This is a genomic window from Deltaproteobacteria bacterium HGW-Deltaproteobacteria-4, from assembly GCA_002841765.1.
Lineage (GTDB): Bacteria > Desulfobacterota > Desulfuromonadia > Desulfuromonadales > UBA2197 > UBA2197.
Genome location: PHAV01000001.1, coordinates 170043 through 194568, shown reverse-complemented (window position 1 = coordinate 194568; position 24526 = coordinate 170043). Strand labels below are relative to the sequence as shown.

Genomic DNA, 24526 nt, shown 5'->3' with positions numbered 1-24526 from the left:
GCCGTAAATTGTCAGCTTAAGGCTTTAAGGGAACCTAACCACCTTGCCAGGGGAGAAACGGGCGGGCACAAGACCTGCCCCTACCCGGCGAATTTTCATTTTTCGGTAGGGGCTCCCCTTGTGGGTGCCCTGATTCAAATGATCCTCTAATTTTCAACAACCGGGTGGTTCGCGAACAGATCTTCACCGCGGCTAATAACGCCATTAAATTCCGTTGACCATACCAAACTACTCCCCGGTTGCACCCCCTACTCGTCAACATCCAGACCGAACTTCGCGAGACGATAACGAATCGAGCGAAAAGACATCTTCAACAGCTCGGCGGCGCGGGTCCGCACGTTGTTACTGCGCTCCAGGGCTTTGAGCAGGAGCTCGCGTTCAATAGCAGCAAGATAGGCATCGAGATCGAGGCCGTCTTCCGGAAGGTCATGTAATAACGTCCCGGCGGCTGCGTCGCGCACCTGGGGGGGGAGACAATCGACGCCGATACTCTCGGCAGAACCGAGAACCAGGCAGCGCTCCAGTACATTGTGCAGTTCGCGGATATTGCCGGGCCAGGGGTAATCGAGGAGCAGACGCAGCGCAGCATCACTGATCTTGACGTCGTGGCCGGCGTGACTTTGATAGAAGTGATTGATGAGGAGAGGAATATCTTCGGACCGCTCGCGCAGGGGCGGCAGGGGAATATGGATGACATTGAGGCGATAATAAAGATCTTCGCGAAAACGTCCTTCTTTGGTCTCGGTGGCCAGGTCTTTATTCGTCGCAGCAATCAGCCGCACATCGACCGGCAGATCCTTTGTGCCGCCGACGCGGCGAAACTCCCGTTCTTGCAGCACCCTTAACAGCTTGACCTGCATGCTCGCCGGCAGCTCGCCGATTTCGTCGAGAAAGATCGTGCCGCTGTTAGCGACTTCAAAGAGACCGGCCTTTTGTCCGCTGGCGCCGGTAAAGGCCCCCTTTTCGTGGCCGAAGAGTTCACTCTCCAACAGGGTCTCGGGGATGGCGCCACAGTTCACCGGCACAAAGGGATGATCACGGCGCGGACTGTTAAAATGAATCGCCTTGGCAACCAGCTCTTTTCCGGTGCCGCTTTCGCCGGTCACCAGCACATTGGCCTTACTTGGAGCCACCTTGCTGATCAGCTCATAAACCTGCTGCATCGGCTCACTCTTGCCGACCATATTGGCAAAGCTGTAGCGCTGACTGAGTTCCTGACGCAGCGTCTGATTTTCTTGACGCAGAGCGCGCCGTTCAAGAGCATTGCGGACAATCAGGCGGATTTCGTCGTTGCGGAAGGGTTTGGTAATGTAATCAAAAGCGCCGAGCTTCATCGCTTCCACCGCGTCTTCACTGGTTGAAAAGGCGGTGATCATGATCATCATCGTCTCCGGCGCATGCTCACGGACAAAGCGGAGGAGTTCAAGACCCGTGATTTTCGGCATCTTGATGTCACTAATGATCAAATCGAAGTCGGATTCCCGCAACAGTGCCTGCGCCGTCGCCCCATCGGCGGCAGTTTCGACGTCATACCCCTCGCGCTGTAGCATGATGGTGAGGACTTCACGAAGACTCGCTTCGTCATCAACAACGAGAATCCGTCCGCTGGGTGCTTTGTCGGCCATGGGTGGTCTTTCGTTATTCAAGAATTAATGCTAACCCCTCCCGACCTCCCCCTGACAGGGGGAGAAGGATTTTGATTGAGGGTGTTAACCTGGCCCTTATTCAGCGCAAATGCCGGCCGCTACCGAGAGTTTCGCTGAGAGTGAGGTTATCGCGGCGCTGGCGGGCATAATCGGCCCAACTTTGGCCCGGCGCATCGGCGCGTGCTGCCACACTTCCCCAGTTGACAAAGGGATGGATGGCAATGCCACCGCGCGGATGGAAGACCCCCAGCACCTCCAGATAACGGGGCTGCATGACCGTGACCAGATCATCAAGGATGACATTGATGACGTCTTCGTGGAAGTCCCCGCGGTTACGAAAACCGTGCAGATAGAGTTTGAGCGACTTCGATTCAACCATCTTGCGATCCGCCACATAACGGATATAGATCGTCGCCCAATCGGGCTGGTCGGTGATCGGGCAGAGGCTGGAGAATTCCAGACATTCAAGCAAAGTCCAGTAATCCCGCTGCGGATGGCGGTTATCGAAAGTTTCGAGGATTTCAACGCTGTAGGTCTGCGGATAATCGGCAGCTTTCCCGAGGTATTGCAACCCGGCTTCGGCGCGGCTGTGTTTTTTTTCATCTATTGTCATGACAAATCCTTGTAATTATTCCAAGCAGTGTGTGACGCCGTCTAAAATTTATCAATACGGATCCGCCCGGTATTTGCGGTTCCAACTCCAACTTTGTATTTTTTTATCGGGCCATCGAAGATACAAACATAACCGCTACTCGATGAACCCGTCGGATTGAAAGTAAATGAAACTTTACCGCTCGTGGTTGTACAAGTTGTCCCGCCTTTAATTCCGACACCATCAGAAATTTTCGAGGACGCAATGATGGGACCCCCAACCACATTCATAATCACTGTACGGGTCTCTAAATCAAACTCCACCTTGACCCGCTGATTAAGATTAATCGCCTGGCCCTTGGCCCGTCGCAACGTCATCGAGCTAAAATTCGCCGCTTCCTTACAGCGCGCGTTTCTGGTCCACTCAATAAAATTCGGGACAGAGACCGCGACAAGCACACCAAGAACACCGATAACGACCGTCAATTCAACGAGAGAAAACCCCTTGCTTCCATTCATTAATGCACCCCCCCCACTGGTGTGACACTATCAAGTGAAACTCAAAAGCTTGATGAAAAATTACAATTCTTTATAGCAGTTTTAAATGTTAGGGCAAAGCAAACGTCTCACCTGCTTTGCCCTTGGTTGTTGGCACGGAGATCAAAATTGAGCGAAGCAGATGAAACTTGTCTGGCCCCCACTATCATCGCCCGGTATTTTAATTCCATGTTCCTTAAAATTTCTCCAGAAAAATCCGCCCGGTATTCGGAGTCGCAATACCAACTCTGTATTTTTGTACCGTACCATCAAAGATACAAATAAAACCGGCATCAGAGGATCCGGTGGGATTGAAGGCTATAGAGAGTGTACCGTCTGCAACGTCACACGACGACCCTTGTTTAATTTCTATCCCCTTTTTAAAGAGCATTTCAGATCCTGCTCCTACTTTTATTTTATTCGCGGTATTTGCAGCACTGTTATCCAGGGTAAAAAGGACAGTGACCGATTGATTGAGATTGATCGCCTGCCCCTTGGCCTGCCGCAATGCCGTCAAAGCCAGATTGGCCGCCTCCTTGTAACTGGCATTCCTCGACCAGGAAATCAACCCCGGGATAGAAATCCCGGCCAGGATGCCAACGATACCGAGGACAACGATCAACTCAATTAGAGTGAACCCTTTGTTTCTGTTCATTAATTAAAACCTCTCACTGACGTGACATGGTCAAGCTGTATTCCTGGTAACCTTTTTGTCCTTGTGCATCGTAAGCGACAATACTGACGCGATACTCACCGGCAGACAAATCAACCAAGGGCCAGTTGATTTGTCCGGTTTTCCGGTCGATGATCATGCCCGGCGGGGGATTTTCCAACGCATAGGTGATCGCATCGTCATCGGGATCTTTTGCCTGCGCTTGATATCTGTAAGTTTCGGATAAAAATTGCAGCGGAGGTGTAGAAATAAAGACGGGGGGGGCATTGGGGATGGTGATAGCTGTCCCTTCGTAGGGAGCGCCCTCCTCTACACCGTCAAAGGGGATGACTTGAAAGGAAATCTGATCGCCCCGGCTGAATTGATCGCCGGAGAGGGTTGAGCCGCCGTTAAAATTGATTTGGCTGCCATCACGAAACCATTTGTAGTTAAAATTCACATCGTCCCCATCTGAATCTTCCCCGATGGCGACCAGTTCAATGTCGACACCGCGATGAATGGCGGGATTTTTAAGGGAGACCTGCTGCACGACCGGCGGGAGATTGCCAATGGCGACCGAAGCACTGTAGCTTGCCCCGGCATTATCGACAAAGACGGTTATGACCGCCCCTTTTGTTAGATGTTTGACGGCCAGTCGATCCAGCTCCTCGCCATCGAGAGTCTCGCCATTTTTCTCCCAGCGATATTTAACCCGGCCTGATTCCCCCTTGAAAACTGCCAATAAAAAATCGTTGGAAGTCGGATTTTCCGGCAACAGGACAAGTTGCGCCGACTGCTGCTGCGCGGCAGTGCCGGCAGCAGCAGTCGCTGGTTGGGTTGAGAGCCGGGACGGGTTCTCCGTCGGGATGGCGGCATTATTTTCCTGTTTGCAGCCGCGAGCAACCAGCAAGCCGACGATAGCCAGTAAGGCGATGGCGAGAAACACCAGCCATTTTTTATTGATGGAAAAAGGAAACTGCATCAATTTCGATCCTTAATATTTTATCCAGTATAGCGGCGTGATCATCTTGGCATCCGGCGCTTTGTAACTTCCAACCCGGTTACTACTGCTGATCATCAGACTGACCTTACCGCTGGCGTCGATGAGAGTCACAATACCAGAGGGGATACCGATACCGATATTCTTCACCCGATCGGACTTACGAAGGACTTTACCCTCATCCCCTTTGGCGCGCTCATTGGCACCGAGGGTTGCATCGTTTGTTGTATCATGATTGTAAACTGCTTCGGCAGTCGCGTAGTCGATCTGATAAAGGCGGGAGGTTCCGAGGTTGCCGATCTGACAGATATCTAAAGTATTGTCAGGCGACGAGGTGTAGGTCGTATAAAAGACCTGTTTATTAAAGACTAGAGGTGCTGCCAGAACCTTCTCACCGGTATTCTCAAGGTTGACATACCAACCGTAGTTCGTTGTGCTGTCTAATGAGGTCAAGATAGTGCTGATCTCTGCTGCTGTGGCATTACTGTCTTGCAGCGTGTTCGAGGTCATATTGATCAGATTACCGATACTGATATTACTATCGGTCTCCTGGTTCCGATCCCTGACCATAAAGAGACGGTCGACAACCGCCCGGTTGAGAGGATGGGAACGATCACCCGTCCCGAAATAAAGACTGATAACCCCTTTTACAACCGCAACAGCCGGTTTATAAAATAATTTTCGGCCGACACCATCTGGATCACTTGGACCGTTAGCACTGAAAATCCGTTTCGCTGTCCACTCGTCTTTTATTGTCGACCCTATGTTAAAACGCCACATTTGACCACCGGTATCACCAACATAGATCCGGTCAGAAAAGCCGTTTCCATCTGTATCGAGGATTGTTAATTCCGACGGGAACGAATACTTCATCGCCGCATTCATTGAGGCATCGTAACCCCATATTTTCACACCACTATTGGTAAAGCTCGGTTGATATTGACCACTAACGTCTTTGACCAAGGTTGCAACCTCAACAGCATAAAGACCACGGCCTTTTGGATTGAGCTGATTGGCTGTGCCGAGCGAAGAGACGAATCCGGAATTACTATTCGCGGCGCTAGTACTGGTTGTCACTGTCGTGGTGTTCGGGAAGAGATTGTTGTTTCCGTACCGTAAATCTTCATTGTTGTCGTAACCGGCGCCAAAGAACGCAACGACCTTCTCAGAGTAATCGCCTGTACCGATCTTCATCTTGGTTATTCGCGGTTGTCCCCAGGTTTCACCAATTTCACCGAATCCAGCCGTCGTATTGTCAATACGCCAAAGCCATACAGGTGACAGAGGATCTGTGACATCTAGTGCATAATAGGCTCCGCGCGACCCGCTAGCATCGAGAGTATCTTTCCCTCCGCCTTGCCTCAGTCCGAATATAAGTACAACCTTATCACTCCCCTCAATAATTCCGTCACCATTAACATCATGCATATAAGCCGTTGCAGATTCATCAACATAATAATTATGCTGTGCAGTCTTTAAATTTTTCAACTTCGGCAGCAATGTTTCCGGGATATAACTCCAGGCTTCTTCACCGTTACAATCTTTAATCGCGTGGAGCATTCCATCGTTAGCACCAACATAAATCATCGATTTGTTCACCGCACAGTCTGACTCCTGATCCGTGGTAAAGCGACTGTAATTTACAACGAGCGGTTTTGAATGGAGGATATCACCGAAGGGCCAGTCGCGTATCTCATTCGTATTCCCATCCTGATTTTCATCATAACCGTCATAACCGGAAACATACTTAATCAGTTTATCCCTCTCTGCGGCAGTGTCGAGATCAAGGCTCGAATCGTCGTCTGTTATGAGCGAATTCCCTAGAGAAAATGCATTTTGACTATTCGTCAATGCCGTTGAAGTTGAGCCGATCGGGCGTGTATAAATATTACGGGTTCCGCCTGATATCAGTTTAACCTTAAGACTCCCTCCTGCTCCACCGGCGGAGACATTTCCGCCATCACCGCTCACTCCTCCATCAGTTAATGGCAACAGGCCATCGAACGACATAATTTTATCAGAATTATTAGGATCAGATCCCCAATATGATTTGGTTGAAAGGATAAAATCTCCATCGGCGTTCGTTGCAGGATTACCAGCCCGATCAAGGAGTTCGAGGTTACTGCTCACCCCATATTTTTTAAGATTGCCGAGCCAGGGTTTATTGCTCTGGGGCTTAAAGAGTCCGAGATAGACGCGATTACTACTGATCGTCCGGTTGGTGCTACTGGCCGGAACGACCGGAGCCACGAAGGAGGTATCTGCTTCAAGAACAATATTTGCGAGCAGTTCGGTCAACGCTTTGGCCAAAGTGTTCGCATTGTAGACATTATAAAATTGCCCTCCACCTACCTCTGCAGTCCTTGCAGTCAGAGGATCGCTCATCTGAAAGGCCAGAACCGTGTGTGTGACAATATTCTCCTGTTTGTATAGAAAGGCAGCAACATCATCCATATAATGAGTCCCGGCACCGTAAACCGTTTCGTCTGCTCTCCCATCACCGTCTGAATCGACAAGATTTTTATAAGGCCCGTTTGTTGCCTCTGCATTGGGAAGACCGATGGTGATCAGGATGATATGGTTATATTGACAGGGGTTTTTATTGCTATCTAAATATGTATTTGCCATCGTCGAGCCGATACTTTGTCGCGTAAAGGTCGCGTTCGGCAAAGGGAAGACGGCATTCGCAGCAATTGTCCCGGAGGTTGGGTATTTGGCCCCCATATAGTAGCCAGCGTCAAAGAGCGCCTCTGCCTGAGGTCTCTGAGGACCGGCATTAATATAATCCGCACCGATAGGGACAGGAGTTGCAGGGGGTAGGGACATCCGCGGCAGGGCAAGCTTGAAGTTATTAAATTTCGTATTATCGCTTAAATCGTCCATGCCATAAATCACCTTACCCCCCTGGTTATTGGGATTGTAGGTCATGGCGCCGAACTTGACCGCAAAGCGGGCCCCATCGACAACGTTCGCTAACGCATTATAGATCAGCTCCCGGGGAGTCCCGCCGGCAAAAGCGGTTGTGCCACTCGGAATGTAAGTAACTCCTGTCGTCCAGGCCGGAATTGCAGCATCGACAGTCGTTGCCACGGGAGATGAGGTTGCAGAGCAATAGGTCGGCGATGCACTGGCAAGACACCCTCCACTGGTCTGTGTCCAAACGGTCTGCCAGTTTACACCGACCAGAGGTTCAGTGCTGGCATCAGAGGTATGGGTGGTTGTACCGGAGAATAGAAATGTCCCGACGCAGCCATTCGTCACAGTGACCGTCTTAGGGCTGCCGGTCTTTCTCGTCACGCTGCATGTATAGACCTTTTTAACGACATTCGTGCCGGCGGCAGCTGCACTGCCCTCACTGCTCGAACTGAGATAATTCAGATAATTACCCAGGGCATAGGACGCGCCCTTGTTAGCATAGGCACAGGCACCACCACTTAAATTAGGTTCTGCGGTCGTCCCTGACCCTGAGTAGGTGCCACTGGCCAATAAAACATTCTTTATAGACGTACAAGATATCAATTCCAAGGCTGACGTTGTATTGACGATCTCACTCTTATTCGTTGCAAAGGTCCCTTGCTGACTGGCAGGATAGACGGCCCACTTTAGATAAGCCCCATCATAGGGAGTGTCGGGGTCATACTTTACCCCAATGGCCTTGCTTTCGACTGTCGCCTTACTGGTATCGATCAAGAAGAGGACATGGGGTTTAGGACGATTGGAACCAGTATCGATCGCCGAATAGATGGCTGCATCGCCGATGTAGGTATCCCATCCGGCAAATGCTGTTTTGGATACTGTCATCAGAAAGACAAGCAATACTGCAAAAAAATATAAACCTGAGCGTTTCATAATCAACCTCCACCCGTGGTTAAGTAGATACTGTCATTATCATTCTTGAAAATGCGCACAATAGATGTATCAATGTGAACTTCTGCCGCATTCGGTTCATCTTTTTGTTTGGCGGTCACCGAAACCTGGTAAAAGTTGGCGCCGAAATCGGTGCCATAAGCCTCGGCAATCTTGGCCGGCAGGTCGCCAGGTCCAAGATCGCGAATAACACCCTCAGTCAAGACTCCGCCTCCAGCCGCTTCGATGCGCGTTTTGTGCACACCACTATCCGCTGTCATCAGATCAACCTCGGACCCCATGGTCATGAGAATATTACGGCTGGTGGCATACTCAACGGCGCGATCTGCAACCCAGAAAGTCTGTTTGGCAACCTGATAATTCCCTGAGACCTTCATTTCGGTTCCGCTGGACATCAGGACGACTGAACCGAGAATGCTCAAAATCACCAGCATGACGATCGCCAGAATCAAGGCGGCACCGCGCTGATTCCCGACCACGCTGCAAGTTGATTTCCTTGTCTCGGTTTTTCTTCTGTTTACTGCAACCGGCATCATCGACGCCTCCTTTTAGCTTTAAATGTTACGAATTTTTACAGTCGTCTGCAATTCACGGATCTTGCTCCCCCTGGTTTTAGCGTCTTCGGTCAAACCGGTAAGTAAGATCCTTACCCCGACAATTTCATCCCGTCGACTTGCCACCACCGCTGTCTCGACTGTGCCGTCATCCATAAGATATTCAAAACTCAGACCCGAGACATTTGTCGCGATAATCCTTTCATTTGTGTTCCGATTGGCTATGGTGAGGGCAGGTAAACCTGTCCGCCATATCCTGCACAACACCATCATGTTTGGGTCTAAGCTGGCAGGATCATCTTCCAACTGATAGGTCACGACATTGGGATAAGTTGCATCATTAGCAGGACTGGGCACCTGTACGATCATATCACCGGGCACAAAGTTGAGATCAACAAGCGGGGTCGCCAATGGTTCAAGGCGCAGAGAGGAAATAAGTGGCGGCGCGGGAGTATTCACACCTACCACTAAAAAAGCGCCAATCTGATCGCCTGACAACGGATTGACAATACGGACAAAAGAAGAATCTTCAGTAAAAAGCCGCGCCATGGCAGCGTTAGCAACATTAATGGTGACACCGTCAGGATCTCCTGCCGCGAACTTGGTCGCCGTATTAGCGCCACCGGGGGCGTCGATACGCGCAAAGGAATTGAAAGCCGAGGCCGTCATCATCGTGATCTGGCTAGCGCCGGCATCCGTAATCGGCGCCGCAGTCGGAATTAAGAAACCGGCCATCTGGATATCACGAGCCACTTGATCAAGTGCTATCCGCAGCCCTTGCTGCACCTCGACCACTTCCTCGGATGAGGTCGTCGACCGCACAACATTGACATATAAATTAAGAATAACCGTGGACATAACCCCAAAGATTGTCATCACCACGAGAAGCTCTACCAATGAGAATCCCCGACTGTTTGTCCGCATTCTGCCTCCGCGCCCGCTGCTCATTGGGTTTTCCTCAAGCATGTCAAAGTCCGGTTATTTCCGCCCCACGAGGTGAGACCACCGGATGAAGAGATTTCCAGAGTAATTGTTGAGACGTTCTCAATCGGATCATCAATCGACACCGTGTATTGGGCGTTAAAATTCCCACCACCCTGTACAGTTAAAGGATTAATCCCGGCTGTCGTGGGATCAAAATCCCAGAGATGAGGATTCCCGGCAACATCGACGAGCCTGGGATCATCCGACGACCAGGTGAGAATCTCTTCCATGATCCCGGCCGCAGCGGCATTGACGGTAGTCATTTTATGGGCGCCGGCATTGGATTGCAGAGCTGTTATCTGCATACTGGCAGTTGCGAGGAGACCGACCGCGAAGATGGTCACTGCAACCAGCAGTTCAACCAGAGAGAATCCAGCTTGGTTTTCTACGACATTAGGGGTCATGGCAGTTATCCTTACCGATGTTTGTTCTTGCAAAAGCTATTTGCAACAAGCGCGCCAGACAGAGAGAACGGGAAAACTTATTAATTACAAGATATTAACTTTTTCTGAAAATATGTCTGGTCATGATAATGCAATTTTTGCATAGATTGAACGCAAATTTTGCTTCTTACTTCGACCTGCTGACTTTCAAGCTGGCACCCTACCACCCCCAGCCCCTTTTTAACAAAGGAGGGAAGCATAAAATCTGAAATCTTCCCTTGCTTTATGTCAGCCTGCCATCACTCCAGCCCGTACTCCTTCATCTTGTACAACATCCCCCGCAAACTGATCTCCAGCAATTTGGCCGCCTGCGTCTGATTGCCGCCGGTGACCGCCAGGGCTTTACTGATATATTCACGCTCCATTCTTCCCACAGCATTCTTCAGCGACAAATCATCCCTTTCGCCCCGTGCGCGGCGGCGCAATTCGCCGGGGAGATCGCTACTCGCAATAACGTCACCGCGGTTGAAAATCATCGTCTTCTCCATGAAATTCTCCAGCTCGCGCACATTGCCAGGCCAAGGGTATCCGGAAAGCGTTTCCTGGCATTCGGCAGACAGCACGGGGGGCTTCCGCCCTTCCCGTCCGGCAATCCGTGCCAGGAAGTATCGGGTCAGTTCGGGGATATCCTCGCGGCGATCGCGTAGCGGCGGGATCTGGATCTCGACCACGGCCAACCGGTAAAAAAGATCTTCCCGAAAGCTTCCTTTCGCAACCTCATCTCGCACGTTACGGGCCGTGGCAGCTACCACCCGGACATCGATCCGGCGGGGCTGGGTCTCACCGACGCGCAGGATTTCACCTTCCTGCAACACCCGCAACAACTTCGGCTGCAATTCGAGGGGAAGTTCGCCGATTTCGTCGAGAAAAAGGGTACCGCGATGGGCGGCGGCAAAGAGGCCCGAGCGCTCGCGCTCGGCACCGGTGAAGGCCCCCTTGGCGTGGCCAAAGAGTTCACTCTCGATCAGCGTCGGCGAGATGGCGCTGCAATTCACCGCCACAAATGGTCCGTTTTTCCTGTCCCCTTCGGCATGTAAAGCTCGGGCGACCAACTCCTTGCCGGTGCCGGTTTCGCCGGTAATCAGCACCGGCGACGACGATGACGCGACTTTTTGCACCAGCGAAAAGATCTCCTGCATGGCGTCGCTCCGGAAAACAAGAGTCGGCGGCGTACCGCTGCGGGACAACTTTTCTTTCAACACAGCGTTTTCCCGCAGCAAACGGAACCGTTCTTCGGCTTTGCGCAAGGTCAGAATGATCTCGTCAGGTTTAAAGGGTTTGGCAATGTAGTCGTAAGCCCCTTCCTTCATGCAGGCGATCGCCGAGTCGAGGGTGCCGTAAGCACTCATCATGATGACCGTGGACACCGGCGCTCGCTTGATCGCGGTGCGGAGAAAGGCGAGACCGTCCATCTCCGGCATGCGGACATCACAAAGGAGGAGATCGAAGGGTTCCTGATCCATCAGGGCAAGCGCTTCCAACCCGTTGGCGGCGTCGCTGACCTGATACCCTTCGCGCTCAAGGACGATGCGCAACATATGACGCAGGGAGGCTTCATCATCGATGATGAGAATCTTTTCCAGTTCAGGTTTCATCGTTTGTCACCTTCTTCAGCCATAAGATAAATTCCGAACCTTCCCCGGCCGCCGAGCGGATCTCAATGTGCCCACCGGCATCGCTGGCAATGCGGTGACTGACCGAGAGGCCGAGACCGCACCCTTTTCCCGGCGCTTTGGTGGTAAAGAAGGGATCAAAGAGATGGCTCAGATCTTCCGCGGCAATCCCCGTCCCCTGATCGCCCACCGCCAGCCAGACAAAATCCCCATCTTCACCGCCGGCCAGACGAATCTCCCCGCCGGCGGGGGACGCATCCCGGGCGTTCAGCAGAAAATTAACCAGTACCTGGATCAAACGGTGTCTGCCTATCCGCACCAAAGGAAGAGATAACGGCAGGTGGTCACAAAGGCGAAGATGCTCGAAAATCCCTTGATGCAGAAGCAGATCACGCGCTTCAGCAAAGACCTCGGCCGGATCAAGGGTCTCGGGAACGTTGCCGGCCGGGGCGGCATAATCGAGCAAATCCCTGACCAGACGATCGATGCGGGAGGCTTCAATAGCGGCACGGTCGACAAGATCCCGGGGCAGACCAACGAGGACGTCGCTCTTTAACAGTTCCAGATAGCCGATCACCGCCCCCAGGGGGTTGCCGATTTCGTGCGCCATACCGGCAGCGAGGTGCCCGACAGAAGCCATACGCTCGACCCGCAACAATTCATCGCGGGTCTCCTGCAAGGTTTGATTGGCTTGTTCCAGCGAACGGATGGTTGCGCGCGTCTCTTCCCGACTGGTCTTGAGGGCTTCCTGCATGGTGTTGAAAGAATCTGCGACTTCGAGGATTTCCCGGGGACCGCCCTTGAGATCGAGGAGTTGATCGAGATCGCCGGCAGCCACCCGACCACTGGCTGTCATCAAACGTCGGATCGGAGTGACGACGGTGCGGCCGAGCAAGTAAATACCAAAGATGAGGAGAACCCCCCCATAAAGAGCAACATAAATCAGAACGATGTGCCGGGCGGCTACGATGCGCTGGCGAATGTCCGTCAGAGAGAAACGGGCCTGTACCAGGGCAACGAGCTGTTGACGGTCAAAGAGCGGGACGGTAATGACCGCAACATTCTCCACAGAGCTGCCGCCAGGGAGCCAAAGAGAATCATAGCGGAGCTTGACGGAGGTTTCCCCGGTTATCACAACCTGCCGCAATTCGCCGCTGTCGACATCATCTGCAGCCGTTACCGGCTCAAGGGGATTAAGGTTGCGATCGGTCAGGAGGAGGGTGAGGATGTTGGCATTCGAGGGGATAAGTCGCTGCAGCTCGCCGTGGAGAAAACTTTCCGAGGCAGTGAGACTGTCTTTCCGGGAAAGGACCTCCATGATATTTTGCAAGTGACGCAGGCGCTCTTGCAGCAGCTCACGCTCGGTCAAGCGCAACAGGAGAAAGCTGACAAAGAGGAGGGCGGCGGCCATCAGCAGTGCAAGATTGATGATAATCTCGGCGCGGAGGCCGACCGGCCTAGCCATGCGCCGGCCAGACAATCCGCGGAAAGGAAAAGGGGATGGTGTTTATTCGCGCGTCCGTTGATAGCATGATGGCCGTTGTGAATTCAGATAGTTAATGGAACTTTAACACTATGCCGAAAATCCCTGTTCTCGGCAAGAAAATCTGCATGGTCAGCGGCAAGTCTGTTCGCAGATTTCCCTTGAAGGAGAAAGGAGACTTCCGTATATTGTCGAGCAATTATATCCAATGCGGGGCAAATCAAATATGGCCAAGATCGTCCCTTTCCGTGCGTTGCGCTACAATTTAAACCAGATCGGCGATCCCGCCGCAGTCATGGCCCCCCCTTACGATGTCATCTCCCCTGCCCTGCAAGAGCATCTTTACAAACGCAGCCCTTTCAATATTGTCCGGCTGATTCTTGGCAGAACCGACCTTGACGATAATGCCGAAATCAATCGCTACAGTCGCGCTGCGGCCGACTTTGGCGCCTGGCAGCAGCAGGGGGTGCTGGCGCGTGACGATGAGCCATGCCTGTATCTCTACGACCAGACCTATACTCTTGAGGACGGCAGCACTGTCACTCGCAAGGGCTTCATCGCTCTGAGCCGTCTCGAAGATTTCTCCTCCGGCGTGGTTAAAGCGCACGAAAAGACGTTAGCCGGGCCAAAGGTGGACCGCCTCCTCCTCACCCGCGCCTGCCAGGCGAATTTCAGCCCGATCTTCTCCCTTTATGCCGATCCCAGCTGCGCCCTCGAATCCCTCGGCCAGCAGTTCAAAAACACCACTCCGGCGCTGGCTATCGACGATGACGAGGGTGTCCGCCACTGTCTCTGGCCGGTCGATGACTCCTCCTTTGTCCACAGAGTCAAAGACCTGCTCGAAAACAAACCACTCTTTATTGCCAATGGTCATCATCGTTATGAAACATCACTCAAGTATCGGGACGAGATGCGGGCGGCACACCCCGGCTTTTCCGGCAAGGAAGCATTCAACTACGTCCTGATGTACTTTGCCAATATGGAAGATCAAGGAATAACGATTCTGCCGATCCACCGCGTCATCCACAGTCTGGACGACTTTTCTGTCGATGATTTTGTACAGAAGCTCACCGACGACTTTCTGGTCAGCGAAGAAACCATCAACACCTCTGACTGCGCCGCTTTGGGAGGATTACAACAGCGTCTTGCCGCCGCGGGACAAGATCGCCGCACCCTTGGACTTTATCTTGGCAACGGACGGTTCCTGTCCTTGACTCTGAAGAATGAAAAGCGCATGGATCAGCTCTTTGATCCCCGCACGCCATCGGTCCTGCGCACCCTTGATGTCTCAATTCTCCACCGCCTGATTCTGGAGCAATACCTTCAGATCACGGCGCAGGCGCAGGAAGCACAAAGCAATCTTCGCTACTGCAACGGTTTTAACGAACCCTTTGCCCAGATCGACCGAGGCGAAGGACAACTTGCTTTTCTCCTTAATTCGACGCGGATGAACGAGGTCCGGGATGTGGCGAATGCCGGAGAGAAGATGCCGCAGAAATCGACTTATTTTTACCCCAAGCTATTGTCGGGATTGGTGATTTACGCGCACGATTAGTCTCTTATGATTTAAGTCTTTACATTTGTGAGTAAAGCTGGAAAAGCAAAACCGTTTCACACGGATAACTTCGGATAGAATCTGATAAAAATCTGATTGAACAGAAAAAAAGGTATCATCCGCTTTTATCCGAAGTTATCCGATTTGATCCGTGTGAAATTGTCTTTGTTTTTCCTGTTTGGTTCCGGCTTGTCCGGCTTAGGGGACGTTCAGACGAACATAAGCGGGCGCCGCATGCGGCGCCTCATAACAAGGAGTTATTTATGGATATTCTTGCCATTGATATCGGTTTCGGCTTTACCAAAGCCACAGACGGCAATCGGTCCGTCATCTTTAAGTCGGTCCTCGGCGAAGCGACCGATTTGCAGTTTCAGGGATCGATCCTTGATGCCCCTGCGGATGAGCACATGCAGCTTGAAATCGACGGCCGCTCGCTCTTTATCGGCGATTTGGCCGAACGGCAAAGCAATGTCCGCTTTTTCACCCTGGATCAGGAGCAATTTGTCTCCCGTTTCATCAAATACCTGGCCCTGGCGGCAGCGGCCCGACTGGTGAACGGTTTTATCCCGGTCAATCTCGTGACCGGACTGCCGATCGGTTACTACAAACAGTACAAGGATGAACTGGCGACCTTACTGAGCGGCGAGCATCGGGTCTTTTTGACTGACGGTAACGGCAAGCGGGAAGAAAAATCGATCAAAATCAATAAAGTAAAAGTCATCCCCCAGCCCTTTGGTTCCCTCTTCAATCTCATGCTCAACGATCTCGGCGAGGTCGGCGACAAACGATTGGTCAAAGAGAAGATCGGCATCGTCGATATCGGTTTTCGTACCTCGGACTATACGGTTTCAGACAAGATGCGCTATTCAGAAAGGGGGAGCCGCACCACTGATTCAGGGATTGCCCGGGCTTTCAACATCATTGCCACCAAACTGAGGGAAAAGAGCGGGGTGAATATCGAGCTTTATCGCCTGCATGAAGCGGTAGATCGCGGCTCGATCCGTATCCGTGGTAAAGAATACGAACTAAAATCTTTGACCGAACAGGTCTTTGGCCAACTCGCCAGTTCGGTCGCCAACGAAATTGACCGGCTCTGGGCCGACGATTGGGATATGGATACCATCGTCCTGACCGGCGGTGGCGGCGTTGTTCTCGCCAAATATCTGCAACCGCTGATTAACGGCCAGGTGGTGGTCGTCGATGCCGCCAGCGATGCCCGCCTCTGCAACGTAGGCGGTTACTGGAAGTTCGGTAAACATCTCTGGGCAAAAGGGGTGATCCCTGGCCCGTCGGCACCGTCGGCAGGCAATCCTTGAAGCGGAACCGCAACGCCCCGCATCATCGCGAGCTCGAAGGGGAAAGTGTCGTCCCGATGGCAGAGATCCTCACTCTGCTGCAACGCGCGCCGGCCCGGTCGCTGAGCGGGCGCGAAATCCTTGATGCTTTCCCCCTTCTTGATCGCGCCGCCCGCCAGGCAACGCTGCGGGCTCTCGATCGTTGGGTCGGGGAGGAGATTCTTGAACAGCGCAAAGACCGGCGCTACACCTTCCCCTGGAATAAACGGATCGTCACCGGCCCTATCCGCGTCCAACGCGGCGGTTATGGCTTTGTCAGCGGGCCGGAAGGGAGCGATGACATCTTTGTCGCCGCCAGAAACCTCGCCGGTGCGATGGACGGTGACCGGGTCACGACCCTGATTGAAAAACGCCGTGACCGTGCTGACGCCCGCCCGGACGGACGGGTCATCAGCATCGTCGAACGGAGCCGCTCCGAAATTCTCGGCCGTTTTGTTGCCGGCACCCCGAGTGGTCGCTTACTGCCGATCGTCCCGCGTTTTGCCCCGCCCCTGTTGATCGCAAAAGAGGATGAAAACGGCATCCTTCCCGGCCAGGTCGCCATCGCCCGCATCAGCAGCAAGGTCAGCCACAGCGGCGCCCTGACCGGAAAGATCAGCTCCATCCTCGGCACCGCCGACGATCCGGCCGTCGATGTCGCCACCATCGCTTACAAGTACCATCTCCCCACCACCTTTCCCGAAACCGTCATGCACGCGGCCAACGCCATCCCCGCTGCCGTCCTCCCGAGCGAGATCAGTGGCCGGGTTGATCTACGCGAACTCTCCCTGGTGACGATCGACGGCGCCAGTGCCCGGGATTTTGACGATGCCGTGGCGGTCCAGCGCGAAGCGGACGGGCGATTCCGCCTCTGGGTGGCGATTGCGGATGTCGGTCATTATGTGCGCTCTGGTGACGTCATCGACCAGGAAGCGCTCCAGCGCGGCACCAGCGTCTACTTTCCCGATCGTGCCCTGCCTATGCTGCCGGAGCATCTCAGTAACGGCATCTGCTCCCTGCAAGCGGACGTCGACCGCTTGGCGGTGGTAGCGGAGATCCTCTTTTCTCCGGAAGGGGAGAGACTCGACTCCCGCTTCTATCGGGCGGTGATCCGCAGTCGCGCCCGCCTTACCTATGAGCAGGTCTATGCCTGGCTCAGCGATGCCGCGGCCGGGGCAGAAGCGCCGGTCGATCTCCTGGCGCAGACGCAGGTGATGGTGGAGCTTTCGACACGCCTGACAGCGATGCGGACAGCGCGGGGGAGTATCGATTTCGATCTCCCTGAAGCGGAGATTATCGTCAACCTGCGCGGCAAACCGGAAGATATTATCCGCCGCGAACGCAATGAAGCGCATAAGCTCATCGAAGAGTTCATGCTTGCGGCCAACGAAGCAGTCGCCGACTTCCTCACCAATAAAGAAATCCCCTTTCTCTACCGCATCCACGAAGAGCCGGAGCTGGAGAAGATGCTCGAACTCCAGGAATTTACCGCCCCCCTCGGTTATGGTTTTGCCGGCGGCGCGGAAGCATCCCTGCCCCGCGCCCTGCAGGAACTTCTCGCCGCCACGGCGGCGGCGCCGGAAGGACGGGCGATTCATCAACTCGTGCTGCGCAGCATGAAGCAAGCCCGTTATGCCGCGGAGAATGCCGGTCACTTCGGCCTCGCTGCCAGCCACTATTGTCACTTCACCTCGCCGATCCGCCGTTATCCCGACCTGGTCGTTCATCGCGTCCTTTGTCAACTGCTGGAGTCAGCAACCGGGATCGAACCCCGCCAGCGCCAGGAATGGCAGAAAGAATTTCTCCCCCTCGGCGAGGCTTTGTCGAAGCTGGAACGGCGCGCTACCGATGCGGAACGGGAAATGGTCAATCTCTACAAATGTCGCTTTATGGCGGATAAGATCGGTGAAGAGTTCGACGGCATCGTTGCCGGCGTGCAGTCCTACGGTCTCTTTGTCGAACTTGATCAGTGGTTTGTCGAAGGTTTGGTCGCGATTGCCACTCTCACCGATGATTTTTATGAGTTCGACCCCCTCCACCAGACCCTGACCGGGCAGCGCCGCCGCAAGATCTGGCGCGTCGGCGAAGCTATGCGCGTCAAACTGCTGCGCGTCAATCCCGACTGGCGTGAGATCGATTTTTCCCCGGTCGATATGTCCCCCCCCATTGTCGCCCCGCCCCAACGCCAGCAACAGCGTCCGGGAAGATCACGTAAAAGAAGATGAGAATCATTCACGACCTCCAGGAATTGACGGCTGTCCCGCGGCATACCGTTGCCACCATCGGCAATTTTGACGGTGTCCATCTCGGCCATCGCGCCATCTTTCGCAGGGTCGTTGCCGAAGCGCGGCAGGCACAGGGGACGGCAACGGTCATTACCTTCAATCCCCATCCCCTGAAGCTCCTTGCCCCGGAGCGGGCCCCGTTGTTGATCGATACCTATGCGGAGCGGGAACGGCTGATTGCGGCGTCTTGTATCGACCTCCTCGTCTGCCTCCCCTTTACGGCCACCCTGGCAGCGCTGCCGGCAACCACCTTTGTCACCGAGATCCTCCTGGGTTCCCTGGGTCTCAAGCACTTGATTGTCGGCTACGATTACGCATTCGGTCGTGACCGGCAGGGGGACGCGATTTTTTTGCAGGATTGCGGCGAACGCTACGGCTTCACCGTCGAAGTCCTGCCGCCGATCAAGCAAAATCAGGATGTCTACAGCTCGACACGAATCCGTCAACTTCTGCTCGAGGGGGACGTGGAATCGGCGGCATCACTTCTCGGCCGGCACTTTACCCTGGAAGGAGAGGTCATCCATGGCGCCGGCCGGGGCCGGAAACTCGGCTTCCCGACTGCCAACCTGCACACAGGGAAGGAACTTCTCCCCAAAGCAGGGGTTTATGCCGTCAAAGTCCAGCACGGGGCGGCGCTGCTCGACGGCGTCGCCAACATCGGCAAAAACCCGACCTTTGGTGAAAATGAACTGACTGTGGAGGTCCACCTCCTCGATGGACAACCGAATCTTTACGGTGAAACTTTACGCTTCTACTTTGTGCAACGTTTACGGGAGGAAATGCGCTTTGCCGGCGTCCCCGAACTCTGTGCGGCCATTCAGTGCGACATCATCCGTGCCCGGCAAATCCTTTGCCACGCGCAGGTGATTGAATATCAGGAAGATTCCGAACAAGGAGAGAACTAAATGATTGTTCAAGGCACAACCAAGGTCTTTGCAATCCTCGGTGACCCGGTTTCCCACTCCTTGTCGCCGCAATTGCACAATGCCGCCCTCACCGCTGTGGGAATCAACGGCATTTATGTCCCTTTTCATGTTGTCCCTGAGCAGCTTGCCACGGCGGTAGCCGGAGTGCGGGCGCTCCAAATTGCAGGACTCAGTGTGACTGTCCCGCACAAAGAGCGCATCATCCCCTTGCTGGACGAAATCGATCCGGCGGCGCAACGCATCGGCGCTGTCAATACTGTCGTTAATCGCGAGGGGCGCCTGATCGGCTACAATACCGATGCCCCCGGTTTCTTGCAGGCGTTACGCGACACCCTTGACTTTTCACCCTTGCACAAAGAAGTGCTGCTAATCGGTGCCGGCGGCGCAGCGCGGGCCGCCCTTATTGCTTTGGCGCAAGCCGGCGCGACAACGGTTGTCGTTGCAAATCGGACTCCCGATCGGGCGGTCGACTTGATCGCGAGCTGTTGCACGGAATTTCCTGCCTGCCAGATGATGGCAACCAGCCTTGATGCCCTCCATACCGGCGATTTTCTCGGCCGGGCCGACCTCCTCGTCAATACCTCAGCGCTCGGTTTAGCCGGAGAATCCTTCCCGTCTGCCATCATTGCCGGCCTGAAACCTTCAGCCCTGATCTTTGATATGGTCTACAGCCGGACAACGGCGAGTACGCCGTTAGTCCGCCAGGGAGAAAGCGCCGGTCACCGCGCCGCTGATGGTCGCAGCATGCTGATTGCGCAAGGTGAAGCCGCCTTTTCTCTCTGGACAGGGCTGGTCCCTCCCGGCGGGGTGATGAAGGCCGCTTTAAATTTTTAACTCTCTCAATCTACAAGGGAAAATTTCTTTTTTTGGCTTGACCCTCTCCCCCCGAGTCGATACTATACAACGCGGCTTAATCTGACCACACGGGGAACTATGGCAAAGAATCGACTCGGCGAACTGCTGGTTCGCAAACAACTGATCACGGACATCCAGCTCGCCAAAGCCCTTGAGGATCAGAAGGCAAATGGTGGTCGCCTCGGTGCGGTATTGGTTGGTCTCGGCTTCATAAAAGAGGAAACCTTCACCTCTTTCCTTTCCCAGCAATATAGTGTCCCGTCGATCAATCTCAGTGAATTTGAAATCGACCCCGCCGTCATCAAACTCGTCCCCGCAGAGATTGCGCAAAAATACAACCTCATTCCGATTAATCGCACGGGCGCGACCCTGATTATCGCCATGAGCGATCCTTCCGACATCAATGCCATCGACGATCTGCGCTTCCGCACCGGCTACACAGTCGAGGTGGTTGTTGCTTCTGATGCTTCGATCAAGGTCGGCCTTGACCAGTATTACGATCAGAGTGCTTCCTTCAACGAAGCGATGATGATGGACGATATTGATCTTGAGGTCGTCGAAGAGTCGGAAGTTGATACTCACGCTTTAGAGTCTTCTGCCGAAGAAGCGCCCGTCGTCAAGCTGGTTAATCTGATTCTCACCGATGCCATCAAGCGCAAAGCTTCGGATATTCATATTGAGCCGTACGAGCTCTCCTTTCGCGTCCGTTACCGCATCGACGGCGTCCTTTATGAAGTCATGAAGCCGCCGATGAAGCTTAAAAACGCCATTACCTCCCGCGTCAAAATCATGGCGGAAATGGACATTGCCGAACGCCGCCTGCCGCAGGACGGCCGCATCAAGATCAAGCTCCCTCGCGGTGGAGAGATGGATTATCGCGTCAATTGTCTGCCAACCCTCTTTGGTGAAAAGATCTGTTGCCGACTCCTCGACAAGTCAAACCTGCAGCTCGACATGACCAAGCTTGGCTACGAAGCCCAATCCCTTGAATGGTTCAAAAAAGAGATCCACAAGCCTTTCGGCATGGTTCTGGTCACCGGTCCCACCGGTTCAGGAAAGACTGTCTCCCTCTATTCGGCCCTTTCCGAGCTGAACAAAGTCACGGAAAATATCTGTACTGCTGAAGATCCGGTCGAATTCAACTTTGCCGGCATCAACCAGGTACAGATGAATGAAGCTGTCGGCCTCAACTTTGCGTCGGCGCTGCGCGCCTTTCTCCGGCAAGACCCGGATATCATCATGATCGGCGAGATTCGTGACTTTGAAACTGCTGAAATCGGGGTTAAGGCGGCCCTGACCGGACACCTGGTCCTGTCGACACTTCATACCAACGATGCACCGGCAACAATCAACCGTCTTCTCAACATGGGGATTGAACCCTTTCTGGTTGCTTCAGCGGTCAACCTTATTACCGCCCAACGCCTGGGGCGGCGGGTCTGTGGTGAATGCAAGCAACCGGAAGTGATACCGAGACAGGCATTGCTGCAAGCAGAACTTCCCGAAGATGAGATCGACAAGATCATTTGCTATAAAGGGACCGGGTGCCCGACCTGTAACAACACCGGCTACAAGGGCCGGGTCGGTTTCTATCAGGTTATGCCGATGCTCGAATCGATTCGCGAAATGATCCTGTCCGGCGCCAATACCTCCGATATCAAACGCGAATCGATGCGCCTGGGGGTCAAATCCATGCGCCAGGCCGCTTTGACCAAGCTGACCGAAGGGGTGACGAGCTTTGAAGAGGTCTTACGCTGTACGGTCACTGACAATTAAAATCTTGTCAGTATAAATTTTCACATAAATTGTTTTGTAACTGTTGGCACTGCCAATAAAGGAATTCCTATCGTGTCCGAGTCTGTAGTACAAGGGTCAACGAGCCTGAATATGCATCAACTCCTCAAAACGATGGTGGAAAACGGCTCATCGGATTTACATCTGACCACCGGCACTTCTCCACAGATTCGCATCGACGGTCACATTACCCCTATGAAGATGCCGGCACTCCTGCCGAACGATACCAAGCAACTCTGTTACAGTATCCTGACCGATGCCCAGAAGCGTAAATTCGAGGAAGAGAACGAACTCGATCTTTCCTTTGGGGTCAAAGGTCTTGCCCGTTTTCGCGGCAACATTTTTCTGCAGCGCGGCGCCGTCGCCGGGGTCTTTCGTCTGATCCCCTACAAAATATTGACGATGGAAGAATTGAATCTGCCCCCGATCTGCAAGGAGATCTCCCGTAAACCGCGGGGACTGGTGCTCGTGACCGGCCCCACCGGCAGCGGCAAATCAACGACACTGGCAGCGATTATCGATGCGATCAATGCCGAGCGCCGCGAACATATTGTGACCATTGAAGATCCCATCGAGTTTATCCATCCCCATAAAAAGTGTATCGTCAATCAAAGAGAAGTCGGTTCGGACACGATCTCCTTTAAAAGAGCGATCAAATCGATTCTCCGCCAGGATCCCGACATAGTTCTGCTCGGTGAGTTACGAGACCTTGAGACGATCGAGTCGGCTCTGACCATTGCCGAGACCGGACATCTCTGTTTTGCCACGCTGCACACCAACTCCTGCGTGCAGACGATCAACCGCATCGTTGACGTCTTCCCCACCAATCAGCAGCAACAGGTTCGCACCCAACTCGGCTTCGTTTTGGAAGGGGTCCTTTCCCAGTCCCTTCTCCCCAAAGCCAGCGGCAAGGGACGGGCCCTTGCCCTTGAAATTATGATTCCCAACCCGGCGATCCGCTCTCTGATCCGTGATGACAAGATCCATCAAATCTATTCACAGATGCAGATGGGGCAGGATAAATTCGGCATGCAAACGCTCACGCAGTCTCTCTTCATGCTTTACCATACCAAGCAAGTCAGCATGGAGATGGCCTTGTTACGCGCTTCAGACCCTGACGAGCTCAAACAGATGATTGCCAACCCGGCATCGGCGCTCCGGCGCACCACCGGCACTGCGCTGCGTTAAGAAGGAGATAAAGATGCCAACTTATGCCTGGGAAGGGAAAAATCGCCAGGGAGCTACGCAGAAAGGGAACTCTCCGGCAGCGAATGAGGCGGCTCTCTCAGCAGAATTACGCCGCAAAGGCATCATGGTGACGAGTATTCGCCCAAAGAGTGCCATGAAGTTCAGCTTCGGCAGCGCAGGCTCGGTCTCGAGTAAAGACCTGGTGGTCTTTACTCGGCAGTTCTGTACGATGATCGACGCCGGACTCCCCCTGGTGCAATGTCTGGATATCCTCTCCAGACAGCAGGACAACCCCTACTTCAAAAAATGTCTCTTTGAAGTCAAGGAGAGTGTTGAATCAGGCTCAACCTTTGCTGAAGCGCTGGGAAAACATCCGCGAATCTTTGACGAACTCTACGTCAACCTGGTCGCTGCCGGTGAAGTCGGCGGTATTCTCGACACCATACTTAACCGTCTCGCCGCCTACATTGAAAAGAGCCTGAAACTAAAAAAACAGGTCAAGAGTGCCATGACCTACCCGGTGACGATTATCGGCATCGCTTCCGTCGTCGTCGGTGTCATCCTCATCTTCGTTATTCCTTCTTTCGAATCGATGTTTGAAAGTTTCAATCAGGCGTTGCCAATGCCGACGCAGATTGTCATCAATATGAGTCGCGGGCTGAAAAAATATATTATCGTGATTCTCGGCGCCATCTGGCTCTTTATCTTCCTTTGCAAGCGTTTCTATGCGTCACCAAAGGGCAGAGAACTAGTCGATCATTATGCTCTCAAAATGCCGGTCGTCGGGGTATTGATTCGCAAAGTTGCGGTGGCAAAATTTACCCGCACCCTCGGAACAATGATTTCCAGTGGCGTACCGATCCTTGACGGACTCGAAATTGTCGCTAAAACCGCCGGCAACAGAACTGTTGAAAAAGCTATATATCAGGTACGACAAAGTATCAGTGAAGGGAAGACAATTGCTGAACCCCTCACCAAATCCGGAGTCTTCCCGCCGATGGTTTGCCAGATGATCGCCGTTGGTGAGCAGGCCGGAGCGATTGATACCATGCTCAATAAAATTGCCGACTTTTATGACGATGAAGTCGATGATGCCGTCGGCAACCTGACGGCAATGATGGAGCCGCTCCTCATGCTCTTTCTCGGCACCGTCGTCGGGGGACTGGTCATTGCCATGTATCTGCCAATCTTCAAACTTGCCGGCGCTGTCGGCTGATCAACC

At 53.5% G+C, this 24526-nt stretch carries 19 protein-coding genes; 8 read left to right on the top strand and 11 right to left on the bottom strand.

Features of this window, described 5'->3' with window-relative positions:
* Window positions 1–248: 248 nt before the first annotated feature.
* The 11 genes from CVU69_00835 to CVU69_00785 form a co-directional block, all read right to left on the bottom strand.
* A complete protein-coding gene (locus CVU69_00835) occupies window positions 249–1625 on the bottom strand; it encodes a Fis family transcriptional regulator (protein ID PKN13751.1) in 1377 nt (458 codons plus the stop codon).
* Between the two features lie 100 nt (window positions 1626–1725).
* Window positions 1726–2259, bottom strand: a complete 534-nt coding sequence (locus tag CVU69_00830; protein PKN13750.1) for an NADPH-dependent 7-cyano-7-deazaguanine reductase QueF — start codon at window positions 2257–2259, stop codon at window positions 1726–1728.
* 41 nt (window positions 2260–2300) lie between these two features.
* A complete protein-coding gene (locus CVU69_00825; protein ID PKN13749.1) occupies window positions 2301–2756 on the bottom strand; it encodes a hypothetical protein in 456 nt (151 codons plus the stop codon).
* 214 nt (window positions 2757–2970) lie between these two features.
* On the bottom strand, window positions 2971–3429 hold the full coding sequence (locus CVU69_00820; GenBank protein PKN13748.1) for a hypothetical protein: 459 nt from the start codon (window positions 3427–3429) through the stop codon (window positions 2971–2973).
* 13 nt (window positions 3430–3442) lie between these two features.
* Complete coding sequence (locus tag CVU69_00815) at window positions 3443–4408, bottom strand: hypothetical protein (GenBank protein ID PKN13747.1); 966 nt, start codon at window positions 4406–4408, stop codon at window positions 3443–3445.
* A gap of 12 nt (window positions 4409–4420) precedes the next feature.
* Window positions 4421–8275, bottom strand: a complete 3855-nt coding sequence (locus tag CVU69_00810; GenBank protein ID PKN13746.1) for a hypothetical protein — start codon at window positions 8273–8275, stop codon at window positions 4421–4423.
* A 2-nt stretch (window positions 8276–8277) separates the two neighbouring features.
* Window positions 8278–8829 (bottom strand): hypothetical protein, encoded by a 552-nt coding sequence (locus CVU69_00805; protein PKN13745.1) that lies wholly within the window; start codon window positions 8827–8829, stop codon window positions 8278–8280.
* An 18-nt stretch (window positions 8830–8847) separates the two neighbouring features.
* Entirely contained in the window at window positions 8848–9813 is a 966-nt protein-coding gene (locus CVU69_00800) for a hypothetical protein (GenBank protein PKN13744.1), read from the bottom strand.
* On the bottom strand, window positions 9792–10235 hold the full coding sequence (locus tag CVU69_00795; protein PKN13743.1) for a hypothetical protein: 444 nt from the start codon (window positions 10233–10235) through the stop codon (window positions 9792–9794). Before CVU69_00795 ends, CVU69_00800 begins: the two co-directional genes overlap by 22 nt.
* A gap of 278 nt (window positions 10236–10513) precedes the next feature.
* Window positions 10514–11869 (bottom strand): hypothetical protein, encoded by a 1356-nt coding sequence (locus CVU69_00790; GenBank protein ID PKN13742.1) that lies wholly within the window; start codon window positions 11867–11869, stop codon window positions 10514–10516.
* Complete coding sequence (locus CVU69_00785) at window positions 11859–13352, bottom strand: hypothetical protein (protein PKN13741.1); 1494 nt, start codon at window positions 13350–13352, stop codon at window positions 11859–11861. Before CVU69_00785 ends, CVU69_00790 begins: the two co-directional genes overlap by 11 nt.
* Window positions 13353–13578: 226 nt before the next feature.
* Here CVU69_00785 and CVU69_00780 point away from each other — a divergent pair, with 226 nt between their 5' ends.
* The 8 genes from CVU69_00780 (at window position 13579) to CVU69_00745 (ending at window position 24520) form a co-directional block, all read left to right on the top strand.
* Complete coding sequence (locus CVU69_00780) at window positions 13579–14925, top strand: DUF1015 domain-containing protein (GenBank protein PKN13740.1); 1347 nt, start codon at window positions 13579–13581, stop codon at window positions 14923–14925.
* A gap of 263 nt (window positions 14926–15188) precedes the next feature.
* The gene (locus CVU69_00775) at window positions 15189–16241 is read left to right on the top strand and encodes a hypothetical protein (protein PKN13739.1); all 1053 of its coding nucleotides are present in this window, start codon (window positions 15189–15191) and stop codon (window positions 16239–16241) included.
* On the top strand, window positions 16238–18484 hold the full coding sequence (gene rnr, locus CVU69_00770; protein ID PKN13738.1) for a ribonuclease R: 2247 nt from the start codon (window positions 16238–16240) through the stop codon (window positions 18482–18484). Before CVU69_00775 ends, rnr begins: the two co-directional genes overlap by 4 nt.
* Window positions 18481–19449 (top strand): riboflavin biosynthesis protein RibF, encoded by a 969-nt coding sequence (locus tag CVU69_00765; GenBank protein ID PKN13737.1) that lies wholly within the window; start codon window positions 18481–18483, stop codon window positions 19447–19449. Before rnr ends, CVU69_00765 begins: the two co-directional genes overlap by 4 nt.
* Window positions 19450–20304: a shikimate dehydrogenase gene (aroE, locus tag CVU69_00760; protein ID PKN13736.1), complete on the top strand. Its 855-nt coding sequence runs from the start codon at window positions 19450–19452 to the stop codon at window positions 20302–20304.
* Window positions 20305–20403: 99 nt separating this feature from the next.
* The gene (gene pilB / locus CVU69_00755; protein PKN13735.1) at window positions 20404–22098 is read left to right on the top strand and encodes a type IV-A pilus assembly ATPase PilB; all 1695 of its coding nucleotides are present in this window, start codon (window positions 20404–20406) and stop codon (window positions 22096–22098) included.
* 111 nt (window positions 22099–22209) lie between these two features.
* Window positions 22210–23304, top strand: coding sequence for a type IV pili twitching motility protein PilT (locus CVU69_00750; GenBank protein PKN13734.1), 1095 nt, complete (start codon window positions 22210–22212; stop codon window positions 23302–23304).
* Window positions 23305–23317: 13 nt separating this feature from the next.
* Window positions 23318–24520 (top strand): pilus assembly protein PilC, encoded by a 1203-nt coding sequence (locus CVU69_00745; protein ID PKN13733.1) that lies wholly within the window; start codon window positions 23318–23320, stop codon window positions 24518–24520.
* Window positions 24521–24526 lie beyond the last annotated feature (6 nt).